The sequence below is a fragment of the Dictyoglomus sp. LHC4 genome, from assembly GCF_055181355.1.
This window is the reverse complement of sequence record NZ_CM143707.1, coordinates 1,536,980-1,560,063: the sequence shown is the minus strand read 5'-3', so window position 1 is coordinate 1,560,063 and position 23,084 is coordinate 1,536,980. Positions and strand designations below refer to the sequence as shown.

The window sequence follows — 23,084 nt, the reverse complement described above, 5'->3', positions numbered from 1 at the left end:
GAGAGTTTTTATGGAAGAGAAAATATATGGAAAAAATCCTGTTTTAGAGGCTTTAAAAGGAGATTTGAATATAAACAAGATTTATATTGCAAAAGGTATTCATTTTGATAAAAAATTCAAGGAGATAATAAATCTTGCTAAAGATAAAAATATACCTATTCAATATGTGGATAGAAATTTTATTGATAATGAAGTAAAAGATAATTCTCAAGGTATATTAGCTATTGTCTCATCTGTTCCATATGTTTCTTGGGAAGACTTAAAAACAAAGTTGGATAATAATAGTATAATCGTAATTTTAGATCATATTCAAGATCCAAGAAACTTAGGTGCGATTGCTCGAACCTGTGAGTTTTTAGGTGCATCTGCTATTGTAATCCCTAAATTTAGAAGTGTTGGATTAACTCCCACTGTTTTTAAGGCTTCAGCTGGTGCTTTATCTTTTATACCTGTTGTTAGAGTATCTAATGTGGCAAATTTTTTAAGGAATCTTAAAGAGGAGAATTTCCTTATAGTAGGCGCAGATTTGGATACTGATATTGAATTCGATAAAGTAAAATACAGATTTCCTTTGGCTTTAGTAATAGGGAGCGAAGGTGAGGGGCTTCACAGGCTTGTTAAGGAATCTTGTGATCTTTTGGTGAAGATACCACCCTATGGAAAAGTGAACTCTTTGAATGTATCAGTTGCTCTTGGAATTATTTTGTATAAGCTAAGAGAAAGTCTATGAGGGATAAATTAGAAGATTTTCTTTTTTATCTGAAATTCGAAAAAAATTTATCCTCTAATACCTTAGAAGCATATAAAAGGGATTTAGAACATTTTATTTCATTCTTAAAAGGAGAGAAGAAGAATTTAAAGGATTTTAATAGAGAAGATTGGCAGAAATATCTATCTACCTTATACAAGGAGTATAAGATAAAATCTATTGCCCGGAAGATTTCAGCTATAAGAACTTTTTTGAGATTTCTCATAAGAGAAGGCTATCTTTCTAAAAATTATGGAAGTATGATACTTACTCCTAAGATACCTATTTATCTTCCTGAGGTTTTAGATAAAAAAGAGATAGATAGTATTTTAGATCTTCCTGATCCTTCCTCCCCCTTAGGTATTAGGAATCAGGCTATTTTGGAAACCCTATACGGTACAGGTATGAGGGTTTCTGAATTAGTTAATCTAAATTTATACAATGTTAACTTGAAAGAAAAATATATAAGGTGTTTTGGAAAAGGAGAAAAAGAAAGAATTGTTCCAATAGGAGAGTACGCTTCAGAGAGTATTGAAAAATATCTTAAAGTAAGAGAATATTTTAAGCCTGTAGATAGCGATGCTTTATTTTTAAATAAAAAAGGATATAGGATTACAAGACAAGGTGTTTGGTATATCATAAAAGTATATTCTAAGATCTTAGGTTTATCTAAAAAAGTATCTCCACACACTTTTAGACATACCTTTGCTACTCATTTACTAATGAATGGTGCTGATATTCGTATTGTTCAGGAGCTTCTTGGTCACTCTGATATATCTACGACGCAAATATATACTCATGTGGTTTCCAGTAAATTGCATGAAGTTTATAGAAGAGCACATCCTTTAGGGCGGAGGCAAGAAAAATGAAACGTGTAATATTAATAATATTAGATGGGGTGGGAATTGGTGAGCTTCCTGATGCTTCTAAGTATGGAGATGAAGAAAGTAATACCTTAGCAAATACAGCAGAAGCAGTGGGAGGATTAAATTTACCTAATATGGGTAAATTAGGTTTATCTAATATATATCCTATAAAAGGAATTCCTTACGAAGAAAGACCTTTGGCATTTTATGGAAAGATGGCTGAAGCTTCCCCAGGAAAAGATACTACTACTGGTCATTGGGAGATATCAGGTATAATTTTGGATAAACCCTTTCCTACTTACCCAAATGGATTTCCAAAAGAAATAATAGAAAAATTTGAAAAAGCTATTGGGAGGAAAGTTTTAGGGAATAAGCCTGCTTCTGGTACAGAGATAATTAAGGAATTGGGAGAAGAGCATATTAAAACTGGTTGTCCTATTGTTTACACATCCGCAGATAGTGTGTTTCAGATTGCAGCTCATGAGGATGTTATCCCTGTAGAAGAATTATATAGAATGTGTGAAATAGCGCGTAGTATTTTACAAGGTGAACATGCAGTTGCAAGGATTATTGCGAGACCTTTTGCAGGAACCTCTGGTAATTTTTATCGTACTCCTAAGAGAAAAGATTTTTCATTACCTCCACCCCGTAATACTCTTTTAGATTTTTTAAAAAATAATGATTATGATGTAATTGGAGTAGGAAAGATAGAGGATATTTTTGCAGGAAGAGGATTAACATATTCTCTTCATCAAAAAAATAATGCAGAGGGTATAGAAAATATTTTTCTTGCTTGGAACAAATTAAAAGAGGGTCTCATTTTTGTAAATTTAGTAGATTTTGATACTCTTTACGGTCATAGAAATGATCCTTTTGGTATGGCTAAAGCATTGGAAGAGTTTGATAAATCCTTGCCAATGATTATGAAATTATTATCTGATAAAGATCTTTTAATAATAACCGCAGATCATGGATGTGATCCTACAACTCCAAGTACAGATCATTCAAGAGAGTATGTTCCTCTGCTTATCTATTCTCCAGATTTTAAAAACAACTATTCTTTAGGGATACAAATGACATTTGCTAATTTAGGAAAGACAATAGCAGATTACTTTAAAGTTGAAAATAATCTTGATGGAAAGAGTTTCTTAAGTATTATTCAGGAAGGGTGGAATATATTATGAATATGGTAGATCTTATTATTAAAAAGAGAGATGGACATCCATTAACTGACGATGAAATATCCTATATAATTAATGGTTATGTAAAGGGAGATATACCAGATTATCAGATGTCGGTTTTGCTTATGGCAATTTATTTTAGAGGTATGAATATTCAAGAGATTGTTTCTTTAACAAAGGAAATGGCTTTTTCAGGTAAGGTTTTGGATTTATCAAATATTCCAGGAACAAAAATAGATAAACATAGTACAGGGGGTGTAGGTGATAAAACAACATTAGTTTTTGCTCCTCTTATTGCATCCTTAGGGTATCCTGTAGCAAAAATGTCAGGGAGGAGTCTTGGACATACAGGAGGTACTATTGATAAATTAGAGTCAATTCCAGGTTTTAGAACTTATTTATCCGATGAAGAATTTATTAAGCAAGTTAAAGAAATAGGAATAGCTATAGTTGGTCAAACAGAGAATTTAGTACCAGCTGATAAAAAAATATATGCTTTAAGAGATGTAACAGGAACTGTTGATTCTATTCCTCTTATCGCAAGTAGCGTAATGAGTAAAAAGATAGCAGGAGGTTCGGATGTAATTGTATTGGATGTTAAGGTAGGTAAAGGTGCATTTATGAAAGATATAAATTCAGCTAAGGAGTTGTCTAAAATCATGGTTGAAATTGGAAAAAATATGGGTAGAAAAATGGCTGCTGTAATATCTCAAATGGACCAGCCCTTAGGGAACACTGTCGGTAATTCTTTAGAAGTATTAGAGGCAATAGAGGTATTAAAGGGTAGAGGACCTTCAGATCTAATAGAGTTAGTAACGGTTTTATCAATTGTTGCTCTTAAAGTTGCTGGGGAAAAAGAAGATGACGAGATTTTGAGAGAAAAAGTTAAGAGTGCTTTGCTAGGTGGAAAGGCTTTTAATAAACTTAGAGATTTAATAATTTATCAGGGCGGAGACTTTAAGATTATTGATGATTACTCTCCTCTTTTAAATGCCAAAGTACAAAAGGAGATATATACCTTAGAAGAAGGGTATATTGAAGAGTTAGATGCATACAAGGTGGCTCAAACGGTGATGACCTTAGGTGCAGAGAGGGCTAAAAAGGATGATAAAATTGATCTTTATGTTGGTTTAAAATTGCATAAGAAGATAGGAGATAAAGTTACTAAAAATGAACCTATAGTGACTTTTTATGCTAATGATGCTGAAAAATTAAGAAAAGCTCAAGAGGTATTTAAAGAAGCGATAAAAATAGGTCCCCATAAAAGGGAGCCATTACCATTAATATTGGATATAATTATGTAGGAGGTATTTATGGGATTTAATAACTTAGTATTATATTTATGGAGAATAGTAGCCATATTGATAGCAATAACAGTTCATGAATATGCTCATGGAAAGATGGCTGAAATGGAAGGAGATACTACTCCTCGTCTTTCAGGTAGGTTAAGCTTGAACCCTTTAGCTCATATAGATCCTATTGGTTTTTTAATGCTACTCCTTTTTAGGTTTGGTTGGGCAAAGCCTGTTCCAGTTAATTTTGATAATTTAAGAAGGGGAGAAAAAAGTATAGTTTTAGTATCTTTGGCTGGTCCTTTTGCTAATTTTACCTTAGCTTTTTTAGTAAGTATATTTTGGAGAATAGAAGGATTATATATTCCAATCGGTTTTATCAGATTTTGTATAGAGCTTGCTATTCTTAATGTTTTTTTAGGCATTTTTAATTTAATACCTATTCCCCCTTTAGATGGTTCTCATGTGTTAGAAGCAATTCTTCCTTATAAATATAGAAGGTATTATCAATCTTTAGGAATTTATGGTATATTTATCCTAATGATTCTTATTTTGACTAATATTCTTTATACAATTATGAGTCCCCTTTTAAGTTTCTTCTTTTATCTTTTAGGACTAAATTTTTGATATAATCCTATCTTGAAAAATACTGAATTATCTGGGAGGGTTTTGAATGAAAGCTGGGAGAATATTAAGTGGTATGAGACCAACGGGAAAATTGCATTTGGGGCATCTTTTGGGAGTTTTAAAGAATTGGGTAGAACTTCAAAATTCCTATGAATGTTTTTTTGAAATTGCTGATTGGCATGCCTTGACCACACATTATAGGGAGACAGAAGAGGTGAAAGATAATGTTTTTAATATGATATGTGATTGGTTAGCAGTGGGAATAGATCCTAACAAAGCTGTGATATTTAGGCAATCAGATATAACTGAGCATGCTGAACTTTTTCTGTTATTTTCCATGTTTGTACCCCTACCATGGTTAGAAAGAAATCCTACCTATAAAGAGCAATTAAGAGAGATGGAAGGAAGAGACCTTTTTACATATGGATTCTTAGGGTATCCTGTTCTCCAAGCTGCAGATATTTTAATTTATAGAGCTGATACTGTTCCTGTTGGAGAGGATCAATTACCTCATTTAGAACTTACTCGAGAGATAGCAAGAAGATTTAATTATTTTTATTCTCCCATATTTCCAGAACCTCAAGCCAAACTTTCTGATGTCCCAGAACTTGTAGGGACAGATGGGAGAAAAATGTCAAAAAGTTATGGCAATACGATCCCTTTAGATACAGAGGAGGAAGAACTTAAAAAGATAGTAAGAGGAATGGTAACTGATCCTGCACGTATAAGGAGAAATGATCCAGGACATCCAGAAGTTTGTGCTGTTTTTGCTTATCATAAAATCTTTAATAAAGATGAAACTGAAGAGATTGCAAAGGCCTGTAGAAGGGCTGAGATTGGATGTGTAGAGTGTAAAATGAAACTTTCAGAAAAATTAAATAGCTTTTTGACACCTATTAGGGAAAAACGTAAGATTTATTTTAATGATAAAAAGACTACTTGGGATATTCTATTTGAAGGAAATAAAAAGGCTCGAGAAGAAGCTCGAAAAACCATGGATATTGTTAGAGAAGCTATGGGATTAAAGATAAAATGGTAATTAATCCATTTCTCACAATAAAGGAATTCTTGCAAAAGGAGATTGATATATCTATTTTTCCTCTTAAGGATTTGATTGATCAGTATTACTCATTGGGAGAAAATAAGTGGAATGATCTTGAGCTTACGACATCTTTTTTAGATGTAACAGTAGAAATATTAGAGAGTAAAATTAAAAGATTATTCGGTTCAAAAAAGAAGAATATATCTGACGTAGAGAAAAAGGAAGATGAATTTTTGCCTTTTTCTGATGATTGGAGAGAATTGGTTCCTTATCTAAGGGAAAAAGAGGGAAGGAGCCTTCTTATATTTAGACGAGGTTTTAGTAAAAAGGAAGACGTATTAATTTTGGACCAAAATGAAAAAATAAATTTGACAGAAATTTATCTTCTCTTTCTGGAAAGAAAAAAAAGCTTAATACAGAAGTTAAATTATTTAGAGGATCATTTTATAATAGATATTGAAAATAAAGCTTTGGATATTATAGCTAAAAAAGAAGGAAAATTTTCGGAGATAGTGAAAGGGAAAAATAAAATAGATAAAATCTGTTATTTTCTTGCTTTATGTGATTTAGTAAATAAAGGAAAGGTTGTGGTTTTCCAAAATGAATATTTAGGAGAGATAATTTTTAAAGTGATGGAAGATGAGAGAGTTGAGACAAAAGTATAAAAAACAGATAGAAGCTATCCTTTTTGTTTCTGAGAAACCTATTTCTTCTAAGGAGATAGCCAAATTCTTGGATATAGATGATAAAGAGGTGGAGGAATTATTAGAAGAACTTAAAAAAGAGTATGAAGAAAGAGGTATTAATATTTATAAAATAAATGATGGATATGAATTTGCAACCTCGCCAGATACTGCAGAAGCTGTATGGAGATATTCATCTAAGGGTACTGAGAGATTATCAAGATCAGCTTTAGAAGTGCTTGCTATAATCTATTATCATCAACCTGTGACAAAGGCTGAGATAGAAGCTATAAAGGGAACAAAAGTTGATGGAATTCTTTCTAATTTGTTAGAGCGAAGGCTTATAAGGATTATAGGAAGAAAAGAGACTATTGGAAGACCATTTATATATGGAATTGGAGAAGAATTCTTTAGATATTTTATTATAGAAGATAAAAAAGAATTAGAGGAAAGAATTAAAAAATAGGTATGGAAAGGCTTCAAAAATATATTGCAAAATGCGGTTTTACTTCTCGTAGAAAAGCAGAGGAACTTATTATTCAAGGTAAGGTAAAAGTAAATGGAAATGTAATAACTACCTTAGGTTGTAAAATAGATCCAGAGAAAGATAAAGTAGAAGTAGAAGGAAAAATTTTAACTCCAGAAAAAAAGATCTATTTGGCTTTATATAAGCCTGTGGGATATATATCAAGCTTATATGATCCCTTTGGAAGAAAAACGGTAAAAGATCTTTTATTAATCAAAAATATATCTTATAGGGTATATCCTGTAGGAAGATTAGATCAAGATAGTGAAGGTATTTTACTTTGTACTAATGATGGGGAGATTGCTAATTATATTATTCATCCGAAATATAAAATACCTAAGGTTTATGAAGTAATTGTAAAAGGAATTCCGACAGAAGAAGAGTTGAAAAAACTAAGAGAAGGTGTTATTTTAGAAGAAGGAAAAACATTACCAGCTGAATTTGTAATACTTTGGGCTAAAGGAAATATAAGCATGCTTAGAGTGGTTTTATATCAAGGGTGGAAAAGACAGATAAGGAGAATGTTATCCTTGTTTAATTATGAAGTATTAAAATTGAAAAGGGTACAAATAGGAGAAATAAAGCTTGGAAATTTAAAACCAGGAGATATTAGATTTTTGACTAAAAGAGAGTTGACATGGTTGGAGAGCCTAAAAGCTTAGGAGAGATATTTAGAGAAGAGAGAGAGAAGAAAGGATTAGATTTAAAAGAAGTTTCCTCTCTTTTAAAGATAAGTTATAGATATTTAGAAGCTATAGAAAATGATACTTTTGATAAGATTAATCTATCTGATTTTTATAAAAAGGCAATCATTAAGAAATATGCAAATATTATTGGCCTAAATGAAAATAATATTATAGATTTATACTACTCACAGTATGGCAGAAATGAAGATAAAATAGAGATACCTTTTAAAAATAAGGATAGAAGTAGGTGTGAGTGGAAATATGGAATATATATCTTGGTTGTTGTTATACTCTTAACAACTATTTTTATATCATCATATTTTCAATCAAGATTAATAACTCAAAAAGAACCTACATATACTCTTTATTCTATAAGTAATAAACAAGAAAGTTCATATACATATTCCCTTGGAAGTTCTACTTATACTTCCACTGAGACGATCTTTCCGCAGAGTGAAAATACGTTAAGTTCTACTATAAAGGTGATTGCTAATGAAAGAACTTGGATTAGGGTTTTCAATGATGAAAAGATTATTTATGAGGGAATTTTAAATAAGGGGGATGTATTAACTTGGACTTATACATCTTTATATTTTCATATAGGAAATGCAGGGGGTATAGAAATATTTTATAATGAACAAAGCATGGGTGTTTTAGGAAAAAGAGGAGAAGTAATAAAATTAAAGGTACCATGAAAAAGGCAGGTATTATACATTTAGGTTGTGCTAAAAATCAAGTGGATACAGAAATAATTTTAGGTTTTTTGAAAGAATTAGGGTATACTCTTACATTCTCAGAAGAAGAGGCAGATCTTCTATTGGTTAATACTTGTGCTTTTATAAAACCTGCTTTAGAGGAATCAGAAAGTAATATACGTTCATTAGAGAAATATAAGAAATTAGGTAAAAAGATAGTAGTTACAGGTTGCCTTGTGGAAAGATTTAAAAAGGATTTGGAGAGTAAATTCCCATTTGTAGATTTGTTTATAGGACCTGGTGAATATATGAATTTCAAAAGTTTGTTGAATAAAGATAACAGATTTACGGAAAAAGTTATTACCTCTCCAGCTTCTAACTTTCTTTATACTTCTGCAATGTCCAGATTACTTTTTACTCCTTATAGTGCATATGTGAAAATATCAGAAGGATGTAATAATTTTTGTAGTTATTGTACTATTCCGTATATAAGGGGTAGGATGCGAAGTAGAGAGATAGAAGATATTGTAAATGAGGTAGAGAAACTAATAAGAAATGGTGTAAAAGAGATTAATATAATATCTCAAGATACCACAAGATATGGTGAAGATTTATATGGAAAACCATCCTTAGCAAGACTTCTTAGTAAGCTTGAAAAAATTAAAGGAGATTTTTATATAAGATTGCTATATTTATATCTAAGTAGATTAGATAATGAAATTATCCAACTTATTAAGAATTCTGAGAAGATTGTGCCTTATTTTGATATTCCCTTACAACATGTTAATGATGAGATCCTTAAAAATATGAATAGAAATTATGGAAAAAGTGAAATAATTAATATTTGGATTAACATTCGTGAAAATTTCCCTGATGCTGTAATTAGAACAACATTTATTGTGGGATTTCCAGGAGAATCAGAAAAAAAGTTCGAGGAATTATATAATTTCATACAAGAATACTATTTTGATAGACTCGGAGTTTTTCCATATTATCCAGAGGATGGTACCAAAGCCCAAAATCTTCCAGATCAAATAGATGAAGAAGAAAAGAAAAAAAGAGTAGATATTATTATGAGTAAACAAAGGGAAATATCTAAGGATTTAAATAAAAAGATGGTAGATAAAGAGTTAGAAGTTATAGTAGAAGGTTTTGATGGGCGATATTTTTACGGAAGAAGTTGGAGAGAAGCTCCAGAAGTAGATGGTCTTATCTACATATTAGGGGCAGAAAAAAAGAAAATTAAAATGGGTGAAAAAGTAAAGGTTAGAATTAAAAAATACAAATCTTATGATTTATTAGGAGAGATAGTATGAATATTCCTAATTTCCTTACTATTTTCCGTATTTTCTTAACCTTTCCTATCCTTTTACTTTTATCGAAGAGTTCTTTTTTATCTTTTGCTTTATTCTTATTAGCTATTCTGACTGATTATTTAGATGGAGAAATTGCTCGAAGATATAACAAAATTTCTAATTTAGGTAAATTTTTGGATCCTTTAGCTGATAAGATCTTGGTTATAAGTATTTTAATATATTTTGTTAGTATGAATTTGATATCGCCATGGATTGTAATATTTATTCTTTTCCGAGAATTTATGGTTACGGGATTGAGAATGGCATTACTACAAAAAAATATAGTTCTTCCTGCCTTAAGATCAGGCAAGATAAAAACAGTTTTTCAAGATATGGCTATAATTTTTTATATTCTAAGCCTACCTTTGAAAGAGTATTTGATAGGAATTGCTTTAATTTTGACTTTATATTCTGGAGCTTATTATTTTTACAAATATGACAGAGAAATCTTCTAAAGACATAAATTATAAAAGATTATTTATAGCCATAGATTTTCCAGAAAATCTAAAGGAAAGGATTTTTGTTTTTCAGAAAAGTGTAAGAAATTCCATAATTGGTAATGTAAAATGGGTCGAAAAAGAGAATTTTCATCTTACTTTAAGATTTATAGGAGAAGTTCCTGAAAAATATGTTGATGAAATTAAAGAGGTTTTGGATGAGGTAAGTCACTATGTAGAGTCTTTTTCTATAACTTTAGAGAGTTTTGGGGGATTTCCGTCTCTTAGTTCTCCGAGAGTATTGTGGATAGGAATTAAAGATGAATTAGGAAATTTGGAAAAGATCTTTGATCTTATTGAAAGACGTTTGGTAAAAAAAGGAATACCAAAAGAGAAAAAGCCTTTTTCTCCTCATCTAACTCTTGGAAGGGTTAAAGAAAATATTAGAATTTTACAGGATTTTGATTTTAAAAAAGAAGAGATTTTAGTTGAAGAAATCGTACTTTTTGAAAGTAACCTTACTCCTCAAGGACCTATATATCAACCAATTTATAAAGTGACTCTTAAAAAACATATGTAAATAGAAATAATCTTAAAATAATGCAAAAAATAGGATAAAGAAGAATAAATTTTCAAAAAACTCCTATTTTTAGCTATTTTTCCTAGAAAATCTCTTGATAAATAATGGTGTTAGTGATAAAATTGCTTTCGTAAAATTTTTGAGAAAGGAGGCGGGACCGAAGTGAATATCACTGGGAAATCCTTAGGAAGGCATATTTTGGCTGAGATGTACAATTGCAACCGTGAAATATTAAATGATGTGGAAAAGATTAAGGAAATAATGGTAAATGCGGCTGTTGTTGCTGGAGCAGAAGTGGTTGAGGTCGTATTTCACAAATTTAGTCCATATGGTGTAAGCGGGGTAGTAGTTATATCTGAATCTCATCTTGCTATACATACATGGCCAGAATATGGATTTGCTGCTTGCGATCTCTTTACTTGTGGAGATCATGTTAATCCATGGAAGGCTTTTGAATATTTGAATAATTATTTGCATGCAGAACAAGTAATAACTTTTGAGGCCAAGCGCGGTATTCTTCCAATAGAGGCAGGTAATTTTAATTATAAGCCTAAGGAGGAGAAGGAAGAGGAAAAAGAGACTGTAGGTTGACTGGTAAAAAATAATGTTGGAAAGGTGGACAATGTATGGATGCTTATTGGATAACTGAAAAGAATCATCCCAGTGAGATTCACTGGCATGGTGTAAGTAGGTTTTATTATACAGGGCAATCACCTTTTCAAAAGATTGAGGTTATAGAAAGTAGTTTTTATGGAAAGTGTTTAATTTTGGATGGAAGAATTCAATCCAGTGAAAAGGATGAGTTTATATATCACGAGGCAATAGTACATCCTGCTCTTGTTTTAAATCCATCCAAACAAAAGAAAGTTTTGATTATGGGTGGAGCTGAAGGTGCCACTCTCCGTGAAGTTTTAAGACATAAAGATGTAAAGGAAGCAGTAATGGTGGATATAGATGGGGAAGTAGTTAGGGTTTCAAAAGAGTTTTTGCCAGAGTGGCATCAAGGTTCTTTTGAAGACCATAGAACGAAACTTATTATAGATGATGCAAGGGCCTACTTAGAAAGAACAGAGGATCAATTTGATGTAATTATAAGTGATTTATCTGAACCTATGGAAGGAAGTCCAGCTGTAAAATTGTTTACTTATGAATTTTATAATATCGTTAAACAACATTTAAAGGAAAATGGAATTTTTGTAATGCAGGCGGGTACCACACATCATTTAAAGATATATTTCCATGCAGTGATGAATTCAACATTAAGAGCTATTTTTAAAAAGGTTAGATCTTACCAAGCTTATGTACCTGCTTATGATTTCATATGGAGTTTTATATTTGCAAGTGATAAAATAGATCCAAAAGAATATTCGGAAAAAGAAATTGATGATATATTGAAAAATAAAGGCTTAGAGGGGCTGAAGTTTTATGATGGGGAAACCCATAAAATGATGTTTTCATTACCTAAAAATCTAAGAAATATAATTGAAAAGGAAGATAGAGTAGCATATGATAATGCTCCTCTATATGCGGTAGAGGATTAAAAGGGAGGTTTTTAATGTTTTGTTGTGAGGAATGCCCATATTATAATGAGTGTTTGAATCACAAGATAGGATGTTGTCAGAAGTGTCCTCACTATAATAACTGTTATGATGTAAGAGAAGGGTATAATTCGGAGGGATAATTTTATGGCAAAGAAAGCAAAAACAAAAAAAGAAAAGAAAATGCAAGTTATCAGGATAGTTGCGCTGATTGTGTCGGTATTTTTTTTAGCAAGCATATTCATACTTTGGGGAATGTATTTTATTGGTAGATGAATATAAATAGGATAGCCCTTATAGGTTTCATGGGTAGTGGGAAAACCACAGTAGGTTTGTTTTTGTCAAAAGAGTTGAGTTATCCTTTTATTGATTTGGATTGTTATATAGAAGAAAAAGAGGGGGAAAAAATAACTAAAATTTTCTCTGATAAGGGTGAAGATTATTTTAGAGAAAGGGAGTCATTTTATCTTAATGAAGTGATAGAGGATTATGAAAAAGTTATAATCTCAACAGGAGGGGGAATTATACTAAAAGAAGAGAATAGAAAATTATTAAAAGAAAAATCCTTTGTAATTTACTTATATGGTAATTTTGATACCTTAATAAATAGATTGCAAAAAGAAGAAGAGTTTAAGAAAAGACCAATTCTTAAAAGAGATATAAAGGAAGTTAAAGAGATATATGAAATGCGGCAAAAGTATTATAGAGAAACTGCCCATTTGATTTTAGGCACTGAAGGAAAAAATCCTAATTTAATTGTTAAAGAGATAATTAAAGGTCTGCAAGCATATGGAAAAATGTAAAATATTATTAATACATGGTCCAAACCTTAATCTTTTGGGTATTAGAGAACCCCATATTTATGGTGATGTAGATTTTAAAACTTTGAATAATATTCTTACAAAAAAAGCAAAGGAGAAGGGGTTTGAGATAACTATTTTGCAATCTAATTGGGAGGGTCAGATTATAGATTGGATTCAGGACTTGGGTAGTAAAGTAGACTTTATTATTATTAATGCAGGGGCTTTAACCCATTATAGTTATGCGATAAGAGATGCTATAACTGCAGTAAAAAAACCCACTATAGAAGTTCATTTAAGTAATATTTATACAAGAGAAGATTTTAGACATAAGTCAGTTATTGCTCCAGTATGTATAGGTCAGATATCAGGATTTGGAATTTATAGTTATCTTCTTGCCTTAGATTATATTTCTTACATTTGTAACTCTTGATTAGAAATCTTTTTATTCATACTATTATCATCTCAAATATACAACTTGACTATTTTTCTGTTATTATATATAATTTTTACAGATAGATATATAATGTAAATATATAAAAAATAACTATTTTGGTACCACAAAAATCGGTAGACTAAAATCTGATTTAAAGTTTCATCTAAAAACAAGTCTTTTGATATTCTCACTCTATAAAGGAGGTGGGGACTTATGGTAAAAGATAGAGTAGCTATAAATGTAGCTTTTTTGAGTACTTATCCTCCAAGAGTATGTGGTATAGCAACTTTTACTGAAGATTTAGTATCTGAAATAGATAAAATTGCTCCTTTATATAATCCTTTTGTTAATACAAATGTTATTGCTATAAGTGATGATATTTATTTTTATAATGAGAAAGTTATTAAAGAATTAAGACAATTCGAAAAAGAAAGTTATTTTGAAGTTGCACAATTTATCAATGAATCAGATATAGATCTTTTGGTAATACAACATGAGTATGGTATATATGGTGGTGAATATGGAGAATATCTTCTTAATTTAGTTGATAATATTAAGAAACCATTTATATTTGTTTTGCATACAGTCCTATTAAATCCAACCGACAAACAAAAGTATATTGTAAGTTATATTGGGTCAAAAGCAGTAAAAGTGGTAACAATGGCCAGAAATACTATTGAATTATTGGTGAATATTTACAGTATATCTGAGGAAAAGATTGTACATATTCCTCATGGTGTTCCAATAAATACTAAAGTAGATAGGGTAAAACTTAAGAAAGAGTTTGGTTTAGAAGAAAGATTTGTAGTAAGCACATTCGGGCTTATTGGACCAGGAAAGGGAATTGAGTATGCTGTTGAAGCTATTGCTAAAGTAAAAGACGAGATTCCCAATATCATATATTTAATTCTTGGTAGAACTCATTCTGGTATAATTAAGCATTCTGGAGAAAGTTATAGAGATAAATTGATGAATATGGTTGAGGAATGTAATTTAGAGGATCATGTAATGTTTGTAAATAGATATTTAACATTAGATGAGATATTGAAATATTTACAATTATCAGATATCTATGTGACGCCATATTTAAGTAAAGAACAAGCAGTAAGTGGTACATTGAGTTATGCTCTTGCTTCTGGAAAAGTTATCATATCAACAGCTTATAGGTATGCAGAGGAGCTTCTTTCGGGTGGAAGAGGAATATTAGTTGATTTTAGAGATTCTAATGCTATTGCAAAAGCTATTAAAGAAGTTTACTACAATAAAGATCTTAGAGAAAATATTGAGAAAAAAGCCTTTGAATATGGCAAAAGTATGTGGTGGAATGTAGTGGCAGAGAGATATATAAAGTTATTTGACGAAGTTAAAATAAAAAGATAGAAACATTTAGTGGAAGGAGGTGGAAAAAATGGAACTTATTCGCCCCAGAGATGAACATTTATTCAGACTAACTGATGATACTGGAATTATTCAACACTCAAAGTTTGGAGTTCCAGATCCCCGTTTTGGGTATACTACCGATGATAATTCGAGGGCATTAATTGTTGCTACTATGTTTTATAGAAATTATGGAGAGGAAAAATATTTAAATCTTATATATAGATATTCATCTTTTATATTAAATGCTCAAACCCCAAAAGGTAACTTTAGAAATTTTATGGGTTATGATAGAAGATTTTTGGAAGATGAAGGTTCTGAAGATAGTTTTGGAAGAACAATATGGGCTCTTGGTTACTGTGTTTCTGAGAATATACTACCTTTAAATGTAAGAATGCTTTATAAAGAACTTTTGCATAATGCTTTGAAATATATTGAATATATAAAATCTCCAAGAGCTAAAGCATATGTTATATTAGGGTTATACTATTCTTTAAAAGAAAGCACCTTAGATAGAGCTCAAATTAAAGAATATATTTCTCACCTTTCCAAATCCTTAGTAAGACAATTTAGAGAAAATATGGATGAATCATGGAGATGGTTTGAAGATATAATGGCGTATAGTAATGCGATTCTTCCTCTCTCTCTTTTTGTGGCTTATAAGGTGTTAAGGGAAAAAGATATTTGGGACATAGCATTAGATAGTATGGAGTTTTTAGAGAAAATTGTATTTAGATATGGATATTTTAAACCCATAGGTTGCAATGGTTGGTATATAAGAGGTGGAACTGTAGCGGAATATGATGAACAACCAGTAGAAGCAGGAGAAATGATATTGCTTTACAAAGAGGCTTATGAGGTCCTAAAAGATGTAAGTTATGTTGGTAAAGCCAAAGATGTCTTTATGTGGTTTCACGGAAAAAACTCAAGGAAAGTCTCTCTTATAGATAATGAGACATATGGATGCTATGATGCCATAACTCCTGATGGAGTTAACGTGAATCAAGGGTCTGAAAGCTTGCTTTCCTATCTATTGGCATATTTTACAATGATGGATATGCTAAGTATTAGAAAAGAATTAACTGTAGTTTAGCCTGCTGTGATGCCTTTGATGGCAAGTTCTAAGTCTGAAGGGTTAGGACTTGCCATCAAAGCTTCACTTGCTTCTATTATGTTTTTCCTATAGAGCTCTAATAAGTGTTGATTGAAGGATTGCATTCCTTCTAATTGACCTTCTTGAATAATCTTTGGAATCTCTGTTAGTTTATTCTCTCTTATCCATTTTCTTACAGTAGAATTTCCTATTAGAACTTCGCATGCAGGAACTAAGCCCATTTTATCTTTTCTTTTAAGAAGCCTTTGGGAAATAATTCCTACTAAGGTGCTTGCAAGCTGAAATCTAACTTGATTTTGTTGGTGAGGAGGAAACATATCTACGATTCTACTTATTGTAGAAACAGCATCTATAGTATGCAAGGTGCTTAGTACCAAATGTCCTGTTTCAGCCGCTTGCAGGGTTACGGAAACGCTTTCAAGATCTCTTAACTCTCCCACCATAATTACGTTTGGGTCTTCCCTTAAAGCCATTTTAAGAGCTGAAGAAAAAGAAGCAGTATCAATTCCTATTTCTCTTTGAGAGATGAGAGATAATTTATCTGTAAAGACATATTCAATAGGGTCTTCAATGGTGATAATATTTAGGTTCTCATTTTGATTTAAATATTCGATCATTGCTGCTAATGTGGTGGACTTCCCAGAACCAGATGGGCCAGTAACCAATATGAGACCTGCTCTCTTCATTACAAGACTTTTTATTATTTGAGGGAGACCTAATTCTTCTATTGATGGTATATTAATTTTTATTAATCTCATTGAAATGGCTATGGTTTGTCTTTGGGTGTAGACATTTACTCTAAATCTTGCTAATCCTTTTTTTTCAAAAGGAAAATCCACTTCTTTATTCTTTTGAAAAATTTCTCTTGCTGTTGGAGGCATTATACTGAAGGCTAAGTTTTCTACTTCCTCTGAAGTTAAAGGATCCTCTTTTAATAAGACTATATCTTTCATGATTCTTACTGCAGGAGGTGTTCCCACTTTAAGATGGATATCTGAAGCATCAAGATTTATTGCAAGATTAATAATTTTTTCAAATTTATCAGGTCTAATTTTCCTCACCTCTCTATGGAAAGTTTTTCTAATCCTTCCATAATTTTATCATTAATTCTTAAGTCTATCACCTTTTCTGCTAATTTTAGTGCATTTTTAATAGCTTTGGACTTTGATCTTCCATGGGATATGATAACATTACCATTTATCCCGAGAAGAGGAGCTCCACCAAATTCGCTATAATCCATACTTTTTTTCACATTTCTGAATTTTGATTTTAGAAGTAAGGCGAGAATAATACTCCACCATGAGCTCTTAAATTCTTTTGATATTAATTCAAGTAAGGTTTCTGCTAAACCTTCCGCTGTTTTTATAGCGATATTTCCTACAAATCCATCGCATACAATTATATTGACTATTCCTTTAAATAAATCTTTTCCTTCCACATTTCCATAAAAATTAAAATAAGGCGTATTCTTTAATAAAGAATAAGTTTCTTGAACCAACTGATTACCTTTTCCTTCCTCTTCACCTATATTTAGTAATGCTATTTTAGGATTTTCTACATTAAAAATTGATTCCATATATATTTTACCCATTAAGGCAAATTGTACTAAATATTCCTTTTTACAATCTACATTTGCCCCTATATCTAACATAATAGTGGGTATATTGTTTATAGTAGGAAGAAATGTAGTTATAGCTGGTCTTTTAATTCCCTTTAGCCTTCCCAAATAGAGTAATGCACTACTCATTACTGCTCCAGTATTACCTGCAGATACCATTCCATCTACACTTTTTTCCTTTATTAATTTAATAGATTTTACAATTGAGGAATTTTCTTTTTCTTTTACTGCAAAAGCTGGATGTTCGTGCATTTCTATTACTTCTTCTGCATGAACTATTTCAATTCTATGTTTCACAAATTTATATTTATTTAACTCGTATTCAATTAACGTCTTATTCCCTACAAGTACAATTGTTGATTTTATTTCAGATAGTGCTTCAATGGCTCCTTTTACAATCTCTATAGGAGCATAATCTCCCCCCATTGCGTCAAGAGCTATTTTCATGAAACAAAATTCCTCCTTTCTAAATGTTATAATATTCTCTTAATTTTCTCTTTTAAGTTTATTGACGCCTTATAAACTTCTTTTTTAGGTATGTTTAATTTTTTAGATACTTTCTCAATTGCATCTTTTAAAGAAAGGTCTTGTTTAATAAGTTCATCAAAAAGTATAGCTTCAATGGAAATATCTTTTTCGAAGTCTTTTTTAGCCTTTCCTTCCCAGTTTACTATAATAGTATATTCCCCTTTTTCTTTATATGGATCTTTACTAACTTCTTCTATTACCTTTTCTATATTACCATAATATACCTTTTCAAAGGTTTTTGTAAGTTCTCTACATACGCATAATATAGAATTGGGAAATATTTTTAATATATCTTGTAAAAGTTCATCAATTCTCTTGGGGGATTCATATATAACAAAAGTTTCTATCTCTTTTTCTTCTATCTTTTTTAAATATTCTGTTCTTTTTGATGATTTAGGCAAAAAACCTGCAAAGTAGAAGGTATTAAGAGGGATTCCTGATATGGAAAGAGCTGCTATTAGTGATGAGGGGCCAGGAATTGGAATTACATCTATATCATTTTCTCTGGCAGTTTTTACTATTTGATAACCAGGATCAGATATACATGGTGTTCCAGCATCTGAAACCAAAGCAATGTCTAAATTTTTGTTTATAAGTAAATCTAAAAATAATTTTACTCTTTTTTTCTCGTTATATTTGTAATAAGAAATGATAGTTTTATTTTCAATCTCATACTTTTTTAATAAAATCTTAGTATGATTAGTGTCCTCGGCAGCAATTATGGGACAGCTTTTTAGAACCTCTATAGCTCTAAAAGTAATATCTTTTAAATTTCCTATTGGTGTTGCTACCACATATAATTTTCCCATACTTACTTAAATTATAAATATATTTTTCCACTTGGCAAATGTAAAGTGGTGAAGTAAAATTATAGTAAAATGAAAAGTATGACTTCTTCAGCATTTAGAGAATTTGTTATTGATAGCCTTACTTTTTTTTTAGAAATAAAAGGCTACAATCATCGTTTTTTAGAAATTAAGGTAAACTTACCTGATGCTCTTTCTTTTTTAGAAAGGGAAATAATTACTGAGATAAAACGCTATGTAAAAAGGGGATATGTGGTTTTTTCTTTAAAGATTCATAAATCACCTGAAAACTATTCAAGGTTAAATATAGATCTTCTTAGTAATATCTTAAAAGATCTTGGTAAAATTACTGGAAATTCAGAGGCTATATATAATTGGAAAGAGATTCTTGCTAACCCTCAAATATTCTTTACAGAAAATAGAATTTTTAATGATGAGGATTGTAAAAAAATAATTTCCGAGACAAAGTTGTTAATAGAAGAGTTTGATAGATATAAAAGGGAAGAAGGAGAAAGCATTAAAAAGGCTATATTAGAAAGTCTAAATAAAATAGAAACACTCCTTTCTAATGTTAAAAGAGAAGAAGAGAATTGGCAAAAAGAGGCAAAACTCTTTTTAGAAAAGAAGTTAAAGGAATTTGAATTCAACAATATAAATGAGGATAGACTTTATCAAGAAGTTGCTCTTCTTCTTATGAAAACTGATATCAATGAAGAGATAACTAGAATTGATGAATTTATAAGAAGATTTTATGAAGAGATAAAAAAGGATGGGTCTATAGGGAAAACATTGGAATTTATACTTCAAGAAATGAATAGAGAAATAAATACTTTATCAAGTAAAACTGCAAAAACGTCTATTATGTTTTATGCTATTGATTTAAAAAAAGAATTAGAAAAAATTAGAGAATTAACATTAAATATTGAATAGAGGGGAGTGGAACTAATTATGAAACTTATTAATATTGGGTTTGGTAATATGGTGGTGAGCTCGAGAGTTGTGGCTATTATAAGTCCTGATTCTGCACCCATAAAAAGGTTTTTATCTGATGCTAAAAATCGTAATGAACTTATAGATGCAACTTATGGAAGAAAGACAAGAGCCGTACTTGTATTAGATAGTGGTCATATAGTTTTGTCTGCTTTACATCCAGAAACTATTGCAGCGAGAATAGAGGGTGGAGAAAAATTAGAGGAGAATGAAAAATGATTTTTAAAGGAAATCTTTTTGTTCTTTCTGGCCCTTCTGGAGTTGGTAAGGATGCTATTTTAGAAAGACTTCTTGGATTAGTACCAAACTTAGTAAAATCTGTATCTTTTACTACAAGACCCAAAAGATTAGGAGAGGAAGAAGGTAAAAGTTATTATTTTACAGACGAAAAAACTTTTAAAGAGATGGTTGAAAAGGGAGAGTTCTTAGAATGGGCAGTGGTGCATGGATATCTATACGGTACTCCCAAGAGAATAATAGAGGAGTTTGTGAATAAAGGGGTTGATGTTATATTAAAAATTGATGTGCAAGGTGGAATAAATGTTAAAAAGATTAATGATAAAGCCATATTAATATTTGTTTTACCACCTGATTTTGAAGAATTAAAAAGAAGACTTATAGGCAGAGAAACAGAGGATCTAAGAGATTTAGAAATCCGTCTTAAAAATGCTCCTCTTGAAATTTCTAAAATTTCTTATTATGATTATGCTGTTATAAATGATGATATAGAAAATGCAGTTGATAGAGTAAGAAGTATTATAATAGCAGAGAGGCATAAACTTTGTAAGGAGAAAATTGAATATTTTTTAAAATTATTTGGAGGTGAATTTGATGAAAGAACTTAATATTGATGAACTTTTAGAAAAAATCTCAAATAAATATGTATTGACAGTAACAGTTTCAAAAAGGGCAAGACAAATTTTTGAGGAACTAAAGTTCTTAAAGACTGTGGCTAAGGATCCATTAATTCTTGCTATGGAAGAAATAGCTAAAGGAAAGGTCACCTTTAAAGAGGGAGAAGAGAGCGAACTATAAGAGCTTTTGGTGAAGGTAGCAAAAGTAATTCTTTTTGAAACCTATATTCCAGAAAGAGATTTTTTATACTATTCAATTCCAGAGGAATTTTCACATATTGAAATAGGTAGTCCTGTTATTGTTCCCCTAAAAAAATCTAAAAAAATTGGTTATATTTGGGATATCTTAGAAGATAATAGCATAGAATATAATCTTCAGCCGATACATGCTCAACTAACAGAGGTTCCATCTCTTGGAACATCTCTTATTAATTTAGTTAATTGGGTAAGTGATTACTATGGGAATTCTTTATATAGGACTGCAAATTATATATTTCCTACAGGAATTGACTTAGATATCAAAAGATATTTGGTAGCTAAGGATGTGGCTGTAGATATGACAAAAAAGCAAGAAAAAGTTTTTATAAGCCTTTTTGAGGAAAAAACAGTGGAAGAACTAAGAAAAGAAGTAGGAAAGGTTTCTGAATCGGTTATAAATGAGCTTATTAAAAAAGGGGCCATAGAGGAGAGATTTGAAATTGTAATAAAGGAGAAAGCACCAAGAAAAACTGTTTTTCAAAGTGAAAAGATCAGCGATAGTTGGGGAAACTTTGAAATAGATATAGATAATATACTTAAAATTGTTAATAAACCTCTTTTACTTTTTATTGAATCTCAGAAAAAAAGATGGAAAATGTATTTTGAGTTATTAAAATATTTTTATCAAAAAGGAAAAAGTGTTCTCTTAGTATTTCCAACTATAAAGACTTTAATTAAATTTGGTGAATTTTTATCAGATTTAGTTCCAGTCCCTTTTTACTTTTATCATGGACTTTTAACAGAGTCTCAGGCATATAGAGTATATAAAATTGCAGGAACTGAAAGGGCTATCATTCTTAGTACAACTAAAGGACTTTTTTTACCCTTTAATAGTCTTGGGGTAATTATTGTTGATCAAGAAGAGAATGAATTTTATGATATGAGAGAGAAAGAACCCAAATATGATGGTGTTAAAGTAGCCTTAAAAAGGGCAGAGTTTGAAGGAATTCCCATCATATTGGGATCCAGTTCTCCCTCTATAAGGGATTTTTATCAGGCTATTTCTAAAAAAATGTTTAATTTTGTCAGAGTTCCCGATTTAATAAAGAAAAAAATTACGATAATTGATTTAAGAAGAAATAAAAACGAAGATTTTTTAGATAGCTATTCCTTAAAGAGAATAAATGATAATATGAGGGTAAAGAGGAAAGTTCTGATATTGTTAAATCGCTTAGGTTTTTCTACATGTATTCAATGTGTGGATTGTGGATATATTTTTATGTGTCCTCATTGTAGATCGCCGTTAGTTTTTCACCAAGATGAAGACAAAGTTTTAAAATGTCATTACTGTGGTTTTACTTCTCTTCCACCTACTATGTGTCCTGTATGTCAAGGATATAATTTTATTTTTGGTGGTATCGGTACTGAAAAACTTGAGAGGTATTTAGTTAAAACTTTCAAGAATTGTAAGGTTCTAAGAATAGATAGCGAGATAGAGCTTCAGTATGAATCCTTAATAAAAGAGGCTGATATTATTGTAGGTACAAAAATGATAGAACCGTGGTTAGATCTTGAAGATGCAGGAGTTCTTATAATATATAATTTGGATAATTTCATTCATATCCCTGATTTTTCTATGCCTGAAAAAGCTTTCAATATGTTAAATAGAATTAAATCTTTCTTTAAAGGCGAAGAAATCATATTAAGAACTTATTCTCCTTCCCATTATGTGGTAAAAGCTATAAAAAGCAATTCTTATGGAACCTTTTTAAATTATGAGTTAAAATTAAGAAAATCACTTTTTTATCCTCCCTTTTCTATTTTACATCAGATTATAGTAGAAGGTTCAGATGAAGACGAAGTTGTGTGTGAGGGTAAAAAGATGGTAGCTATATTGGAGGAAAAATATGCTGATTTGGAGGTTTTAGGACCAGCTCCTTTTTATCCTTATCTTATAAAGGATAAGTTTAGATATCAGATATTGATAAAAGATAGAAAAGGAATTATAGAGAGTAGGATGCTAAAAGATATTTGTGAGGATAGTAAAACTCCTTTTTCTAATGTAAAATTTATAATAAATGTAGATATGAATGAAACTAATTTATGA

General features: G+C 30.7%; 28 protein-coding genes. 25 read left to right on the top strand and 3 right to left on the bottom strand.

Annotated features, from left to right (window positions below):
• Positions 1-10 precede the first annotated feature (10 nt).
• From rlmB to ACY3JO_RS07845, 20 genes are all read left to right on the top strand, one after another.
• Positions 11-730, top strand: coding sequence for a 23S rRNA (guanosine(2251)-2'-O)-methyltransferase RlmB (gene rlmB, locus ACY3JO_RS07940; protein ID WP_463084462.1), 720 nt, complete (start codon positions 11-13; stop codon positions 728-730).
• Complete coding sequence (gene xerD, locus ACY3JO_RS07935) at positions 727-1,617, top strand: site-specific tyrosine recombinase XerD (RefSeq protein WP_463084461.1); 891 nt, start codon at positions 727-729, stop codon at positions 1,615-1,617. Before rlmB ends, xerD begins: the two co-directional genes overlap by 4 nt.
• Positions 1,614-2,798, top strand: coding sequence for a phosphopentomutase (locus ACY3JO_RS07930; protein WP_463084460.1), 1,185 nt, complete (start codon positions 1,614-1,616; stop codon positions 2,796-2,798). The genes xerD and ACY3JO_RS07930 overlap by 4 nt, the downstream gene beginning before the upstream one ends.
• On the top strand, positions 2,795-4,099 hold the full coding sequence (locus ACY3JO_RS07925; protein WP_463084459.1) for a pyrimidine-nucleoside phosphorylase: 1,305 nt from the start codon (positions 2,795-2,797) through the stop codon (positions 4,097-4,099). Before ACY3JO_RS07930 ends, ACY3JO_RS07925 begins: the two co-directional genes overlap by 4 nt.
• 9 nt (positions 4,100-4,108) lie before the next feature.
• Positions 4,109-4,714 carry a site-2 protease family protein gene (locus tag ACY3JO_RS07920; protein WP_463084458.1) on the top strand — a complete coding sequence of 202 codons (606 nt, stop codon included), beginning with the start codon at positions 4,109-4,111 and terminating at the stop codon, positions 4,712-4,714.
• Between the two features lie 46 nt (positions 4,715-4,760).
• The gene (gene trpS, locus ACY3JO_RS07915) at positions 4,761-5,753 is read left to right on the top strand and encodes a tryptophan--tRNA ligase (RefSeq protein ID WP_463084457.1); all 993 of its coding nucleotides are present in this window, start codon (positions 4,761-4,763) and stop codon (positions 5,751-5,753) included.
• A complete protein-coding gene (locus ACY3JO_RS07910) occupies positions 5,747-6,421 on the top strand; it encodes a segregation/condensation protein A (RefSeq protein WP_463084456.1) in 675 nt (224 codons plus the stop codon). The genes trpS and ACY3JO_RS07910 overlap by 7 nt, the downstream gene beginning before the upstream one ends.
• Positions 6,396-6,905 (top strand): SMC-Scp complex subunit ScpB, encoded by a 510-nt coding sequence (gene scpB / locus ACY3JO_RS07905; protein WP_463084455.1) that lies wholly within the window; start codon positions 6,396-6,398, stop codon positions 6,903-6,905. Before ACY3JO_RS07910 ends, scpB begins: the two co-directional genes overlap by 26 nt.
• A 2-nt stretch (positions 6,906-6,907) precedes the next feature.
• Positions 6,908-7,627, top strand: a complete 720-nt coding sequence (locus tag ACY3JO_RS07900; protein WP_463084454.1) for a pseudouridine synthase — start codon at positions 6,908-6,910, stop codon at positions 7,625-7,627.
• Complete coding sequence (locus tag ACY3JO_RS07895; RefSeq protein WP_463084453.1) at positions 7,603-8,346, top strand: helix-turn-helix domain-containing protein; 744 nt, start codon at positions 7,603-7,605, stop codon at positions 8,344-8,346. Before ACY3JO_RS07900 ends, ACY3JO_RS07895 begins: the two co-directional genes overlap by 25 nt.
• Entirely contained in the window at positions 8,343-9,662 is a 1,320-nt protein-coding gene (gene rimO, locus ACY3JO_RS07890) for a 30S ribosomal protein S12 methylthiotransferase RimO (RefSeq protein ID WP_463084452.1), read from the top strand. The genes ACY3JO_RS07895 and rimO overlap by 4 nt, the downstream gene beginning before the upstream one ends.
• Positions 9,659-10,156, top strand: coding sequence for a CDP-diacylglycerol--glycerol-3-phosphate 3-phosphatidyltransferase (gene pgsA / locus ACY3JO_RS07885; protein ID WP_463084451.1), 498 nt, complete (start codon positions 9,659-9,661; stop codon positions 10,154-10,156). Before rimO ends, pgsA begins: the two co-directional genes overlap by 4 nt.
• Positions 10,137-10,718, top strand: coding sequence for an RNA 2',3'-cyclic phosphodiesterase (gene thpR / locus ACY3JO_RS07880; protein ID WP_463084450.1), 582 nt, complete (start codon positions 10,137-10,139; stop codon positions 10,716-10,718). The genes pgsA and thpR overlap by 20 nt, the downstream gene beginning before the upstream one ends.
• 162 nt (positions 10,719-10,880) lie before the next feature.
• Entirely contained in the window at positions 10,881-11,309 is a 429-nt protein-coding gene (gene speD, locus ACY3JO_RS07875; RefSeq protein WP_463084449.1) for an adenosylmethionine decarboxylase, read from the top strand.
• A 35-nt stretch (positions 11,310-11,344) separates the two neighbouring features.
• Positions 11,345-12,259, top strand: coding sequence for a polyamine aminopropyltransferase (gene speE, locus ACY3JO_RS07870; protein WP_463084448.1), 915 nt, complete (start codon positions 11,345-11,347; stop codon positions 12,257-12,259).
• A gap of 144 nt (positions 12,260-12,403) precedes the next feature.
• Complete coding sequence (locus ACY3JO_RS07865) at positions 12,404-12,532, top strand: hypothetical protein (RefSeq protein ID WP_463084447.1); 129 nt, start codon at positions 12,404-12,406, stop codon at positions 12,530-12,532.
• A complete protein-coding gene (locus ACY3JO_RS07860) occupies positions 12,529-13,059 on the top strand; it encodes a shikimate kinase (RefSeq protein WP_463084446.1) in 531 nt (176 codons plus the stop codon). Before ACY3JO_RS07865 ends, ACY3JO_RS07860 begins: the two co-directional genes overlap by 4 nt.
• Entirely contained in the window at positions 13,046-13,489 is a 444-nt protein-coding gene (gene aroQ / locus ACY3JO_RS07855) for a type II 3-dehydroquinate dehydratase (RefSeq protein ID WP_463084445.1), read from the top strand. The genes ACY3JO_RS07860 and aroQ overlap by 14 nt, the downstream gene beginning before the upstream one ends.
• A 216-nt stretch (positions 13,490-13,705) precedes the next feature.
• The gene (locus ACY3JO_RS07850) at positions 13,706-14,872 is read left to right on the top strand and encodes a glycosyltransferase family 4 protein (protein ID WP_463084444.1); all 1,167 of its coding nucleotides are present in this window, start codon (positions 13,706-13,708) and stop codon (positions 14,870-14,872) included.
• A 28-nt stretch (positions 14,873-14,900) separates the two neighbouring features.
• Complete coding sequence (locus ACY3JO_RS07845) at positions 14,901-15,962, top strand: glycosyltransferase (RefSeq protein ID WP_463084443.1); 1,062 nt, start codon at positions 14,901-14,903, stop codon at positions 15,960-15,962.
• Here the strand turns inward: ACY3JO_RS07845 and ACY3JO_RS07840 are convergent.
• The 3 genes from ACY3JO_RS07840 to rsmI are packed head-to-tail and all read right to left on the bottom strand — an operon-like array spanning position 15,959 to position 18,938.
• Positions 15,959-17,044 carry a type IV pilus twitching motility protein PilT gene (locus tag ACY3JO_RS07840; protein ID WP_463084442.1) on the bottom strand — a complete coding sequence of 362 codons (1,086 nt, stop codon included), beginning with the start codon at positions 17,042-17,044 and terminating at the stop codon, positions 15,959-15,961. The two genes, ACY3JO_RS07845 and ACY3JO_RS07840, sit on opposite strands and share 4 nt — an antisense overlap.
• Positions 17,041-18,048, bottom strand: a complete 1,008-nt coding sequence (plsX, locus tag ACY3JO_RS07835; protein ID WP_463084441.1) for a phosphate acyltransferase PlsX — start codon at positions 18,046-18,048, stop codon at positions 17,041-17,043. The genes ACY3JO_RS07840 and plsX overlap by 4 nt, the downstream gene beginning before the upstream one ends.
• Before the next feature lie 26 nt (positions 18,049-18,074).
• Complete coding sequence (rsmI, locus tag ACY3JO_RS07830; protein WP_463084440.1) at positions 18,075-18,938, bottom strand: 16S rRNA (cytidine(1402)-2'-O)-methyltransferase; 864 nt, start codon at positions 18,936-18,938, stop codon at positions 18,075-18,077.
• Between the two features lie 69 nt (positions 18,939-19,007).
• On the opposite strand from rsmI, the gene ACY3JO_RS07825 reads away from it, so the two are divergent.
• The 5 genes from ACY3JO_RS07825 to priA are packed head-to-tail and all read left to right on the top strand — an operon-like array spanning position 19,008 to position 23,084.
• Positions 19,008-19,865 carry a YicC family protein gene (locus ACY3JO_RS07825; RefSeq protein WP_463084439.1) on the top strand — a complete coding sequence of 286 codons (858 nt, stop codon included), beginning with the start codon at positions 19,008-19,010 and terminating at the stop codon, positions 19,863-19,865.
• Between the two features lie 18 nt (positions 19,866-19,883).
• Positions 19,884-20,144 carry a DUF370 domain-containing protein gene (locus ACY3JO_RS07820; RefSeq protein ID WP_463083587.1) on the top strand — a complete coding sequence of 87 codons (261 nt, stop codon included), beginning with the start codon at positions 19,884-19,886 and terminating at the stop codon, positions 20,142-20,144.
• Positions 20,141-20,770, top strand: coding sequence for a guanylate kinase (gene gmk, locus ACY3JO_RS07815; protein ID WP_463084438.1), 630 nt, complete (start codon positions 20,141-20,143; stop codon positions 20,768-20,770). Before ACY3JO_RS07820 ends, gmk begins: the two co-directional genes overlap by 4 nt.
• On the top strand, positions 20,757-20,960 hold the full coding sequence (gene rpoZ / locus ACY3JO_RS07810) for a DNA-directed RNA polymerase subunit omega (protein ID WP_463084437.1): 204 nt from the start codon (positions 20,757-20,759) through the stop codon (positions 20,958-20,960). Before gmk ends, rpoZ begins: the two co-directional genes overlap by 14 nt.
• Positions 20,961-20,969: 9 nt before the next feature.
• On the top strand, positions 20,970-23,084 hold the full coding sequence (priA, locus tag ACY3JO_RS07805) for a replication restart helicase PriA (protein WP_463084436.1): 2,115 nt from the start codon (positions 20,970-20,972) through the stop codon (positions 23,082-23,084).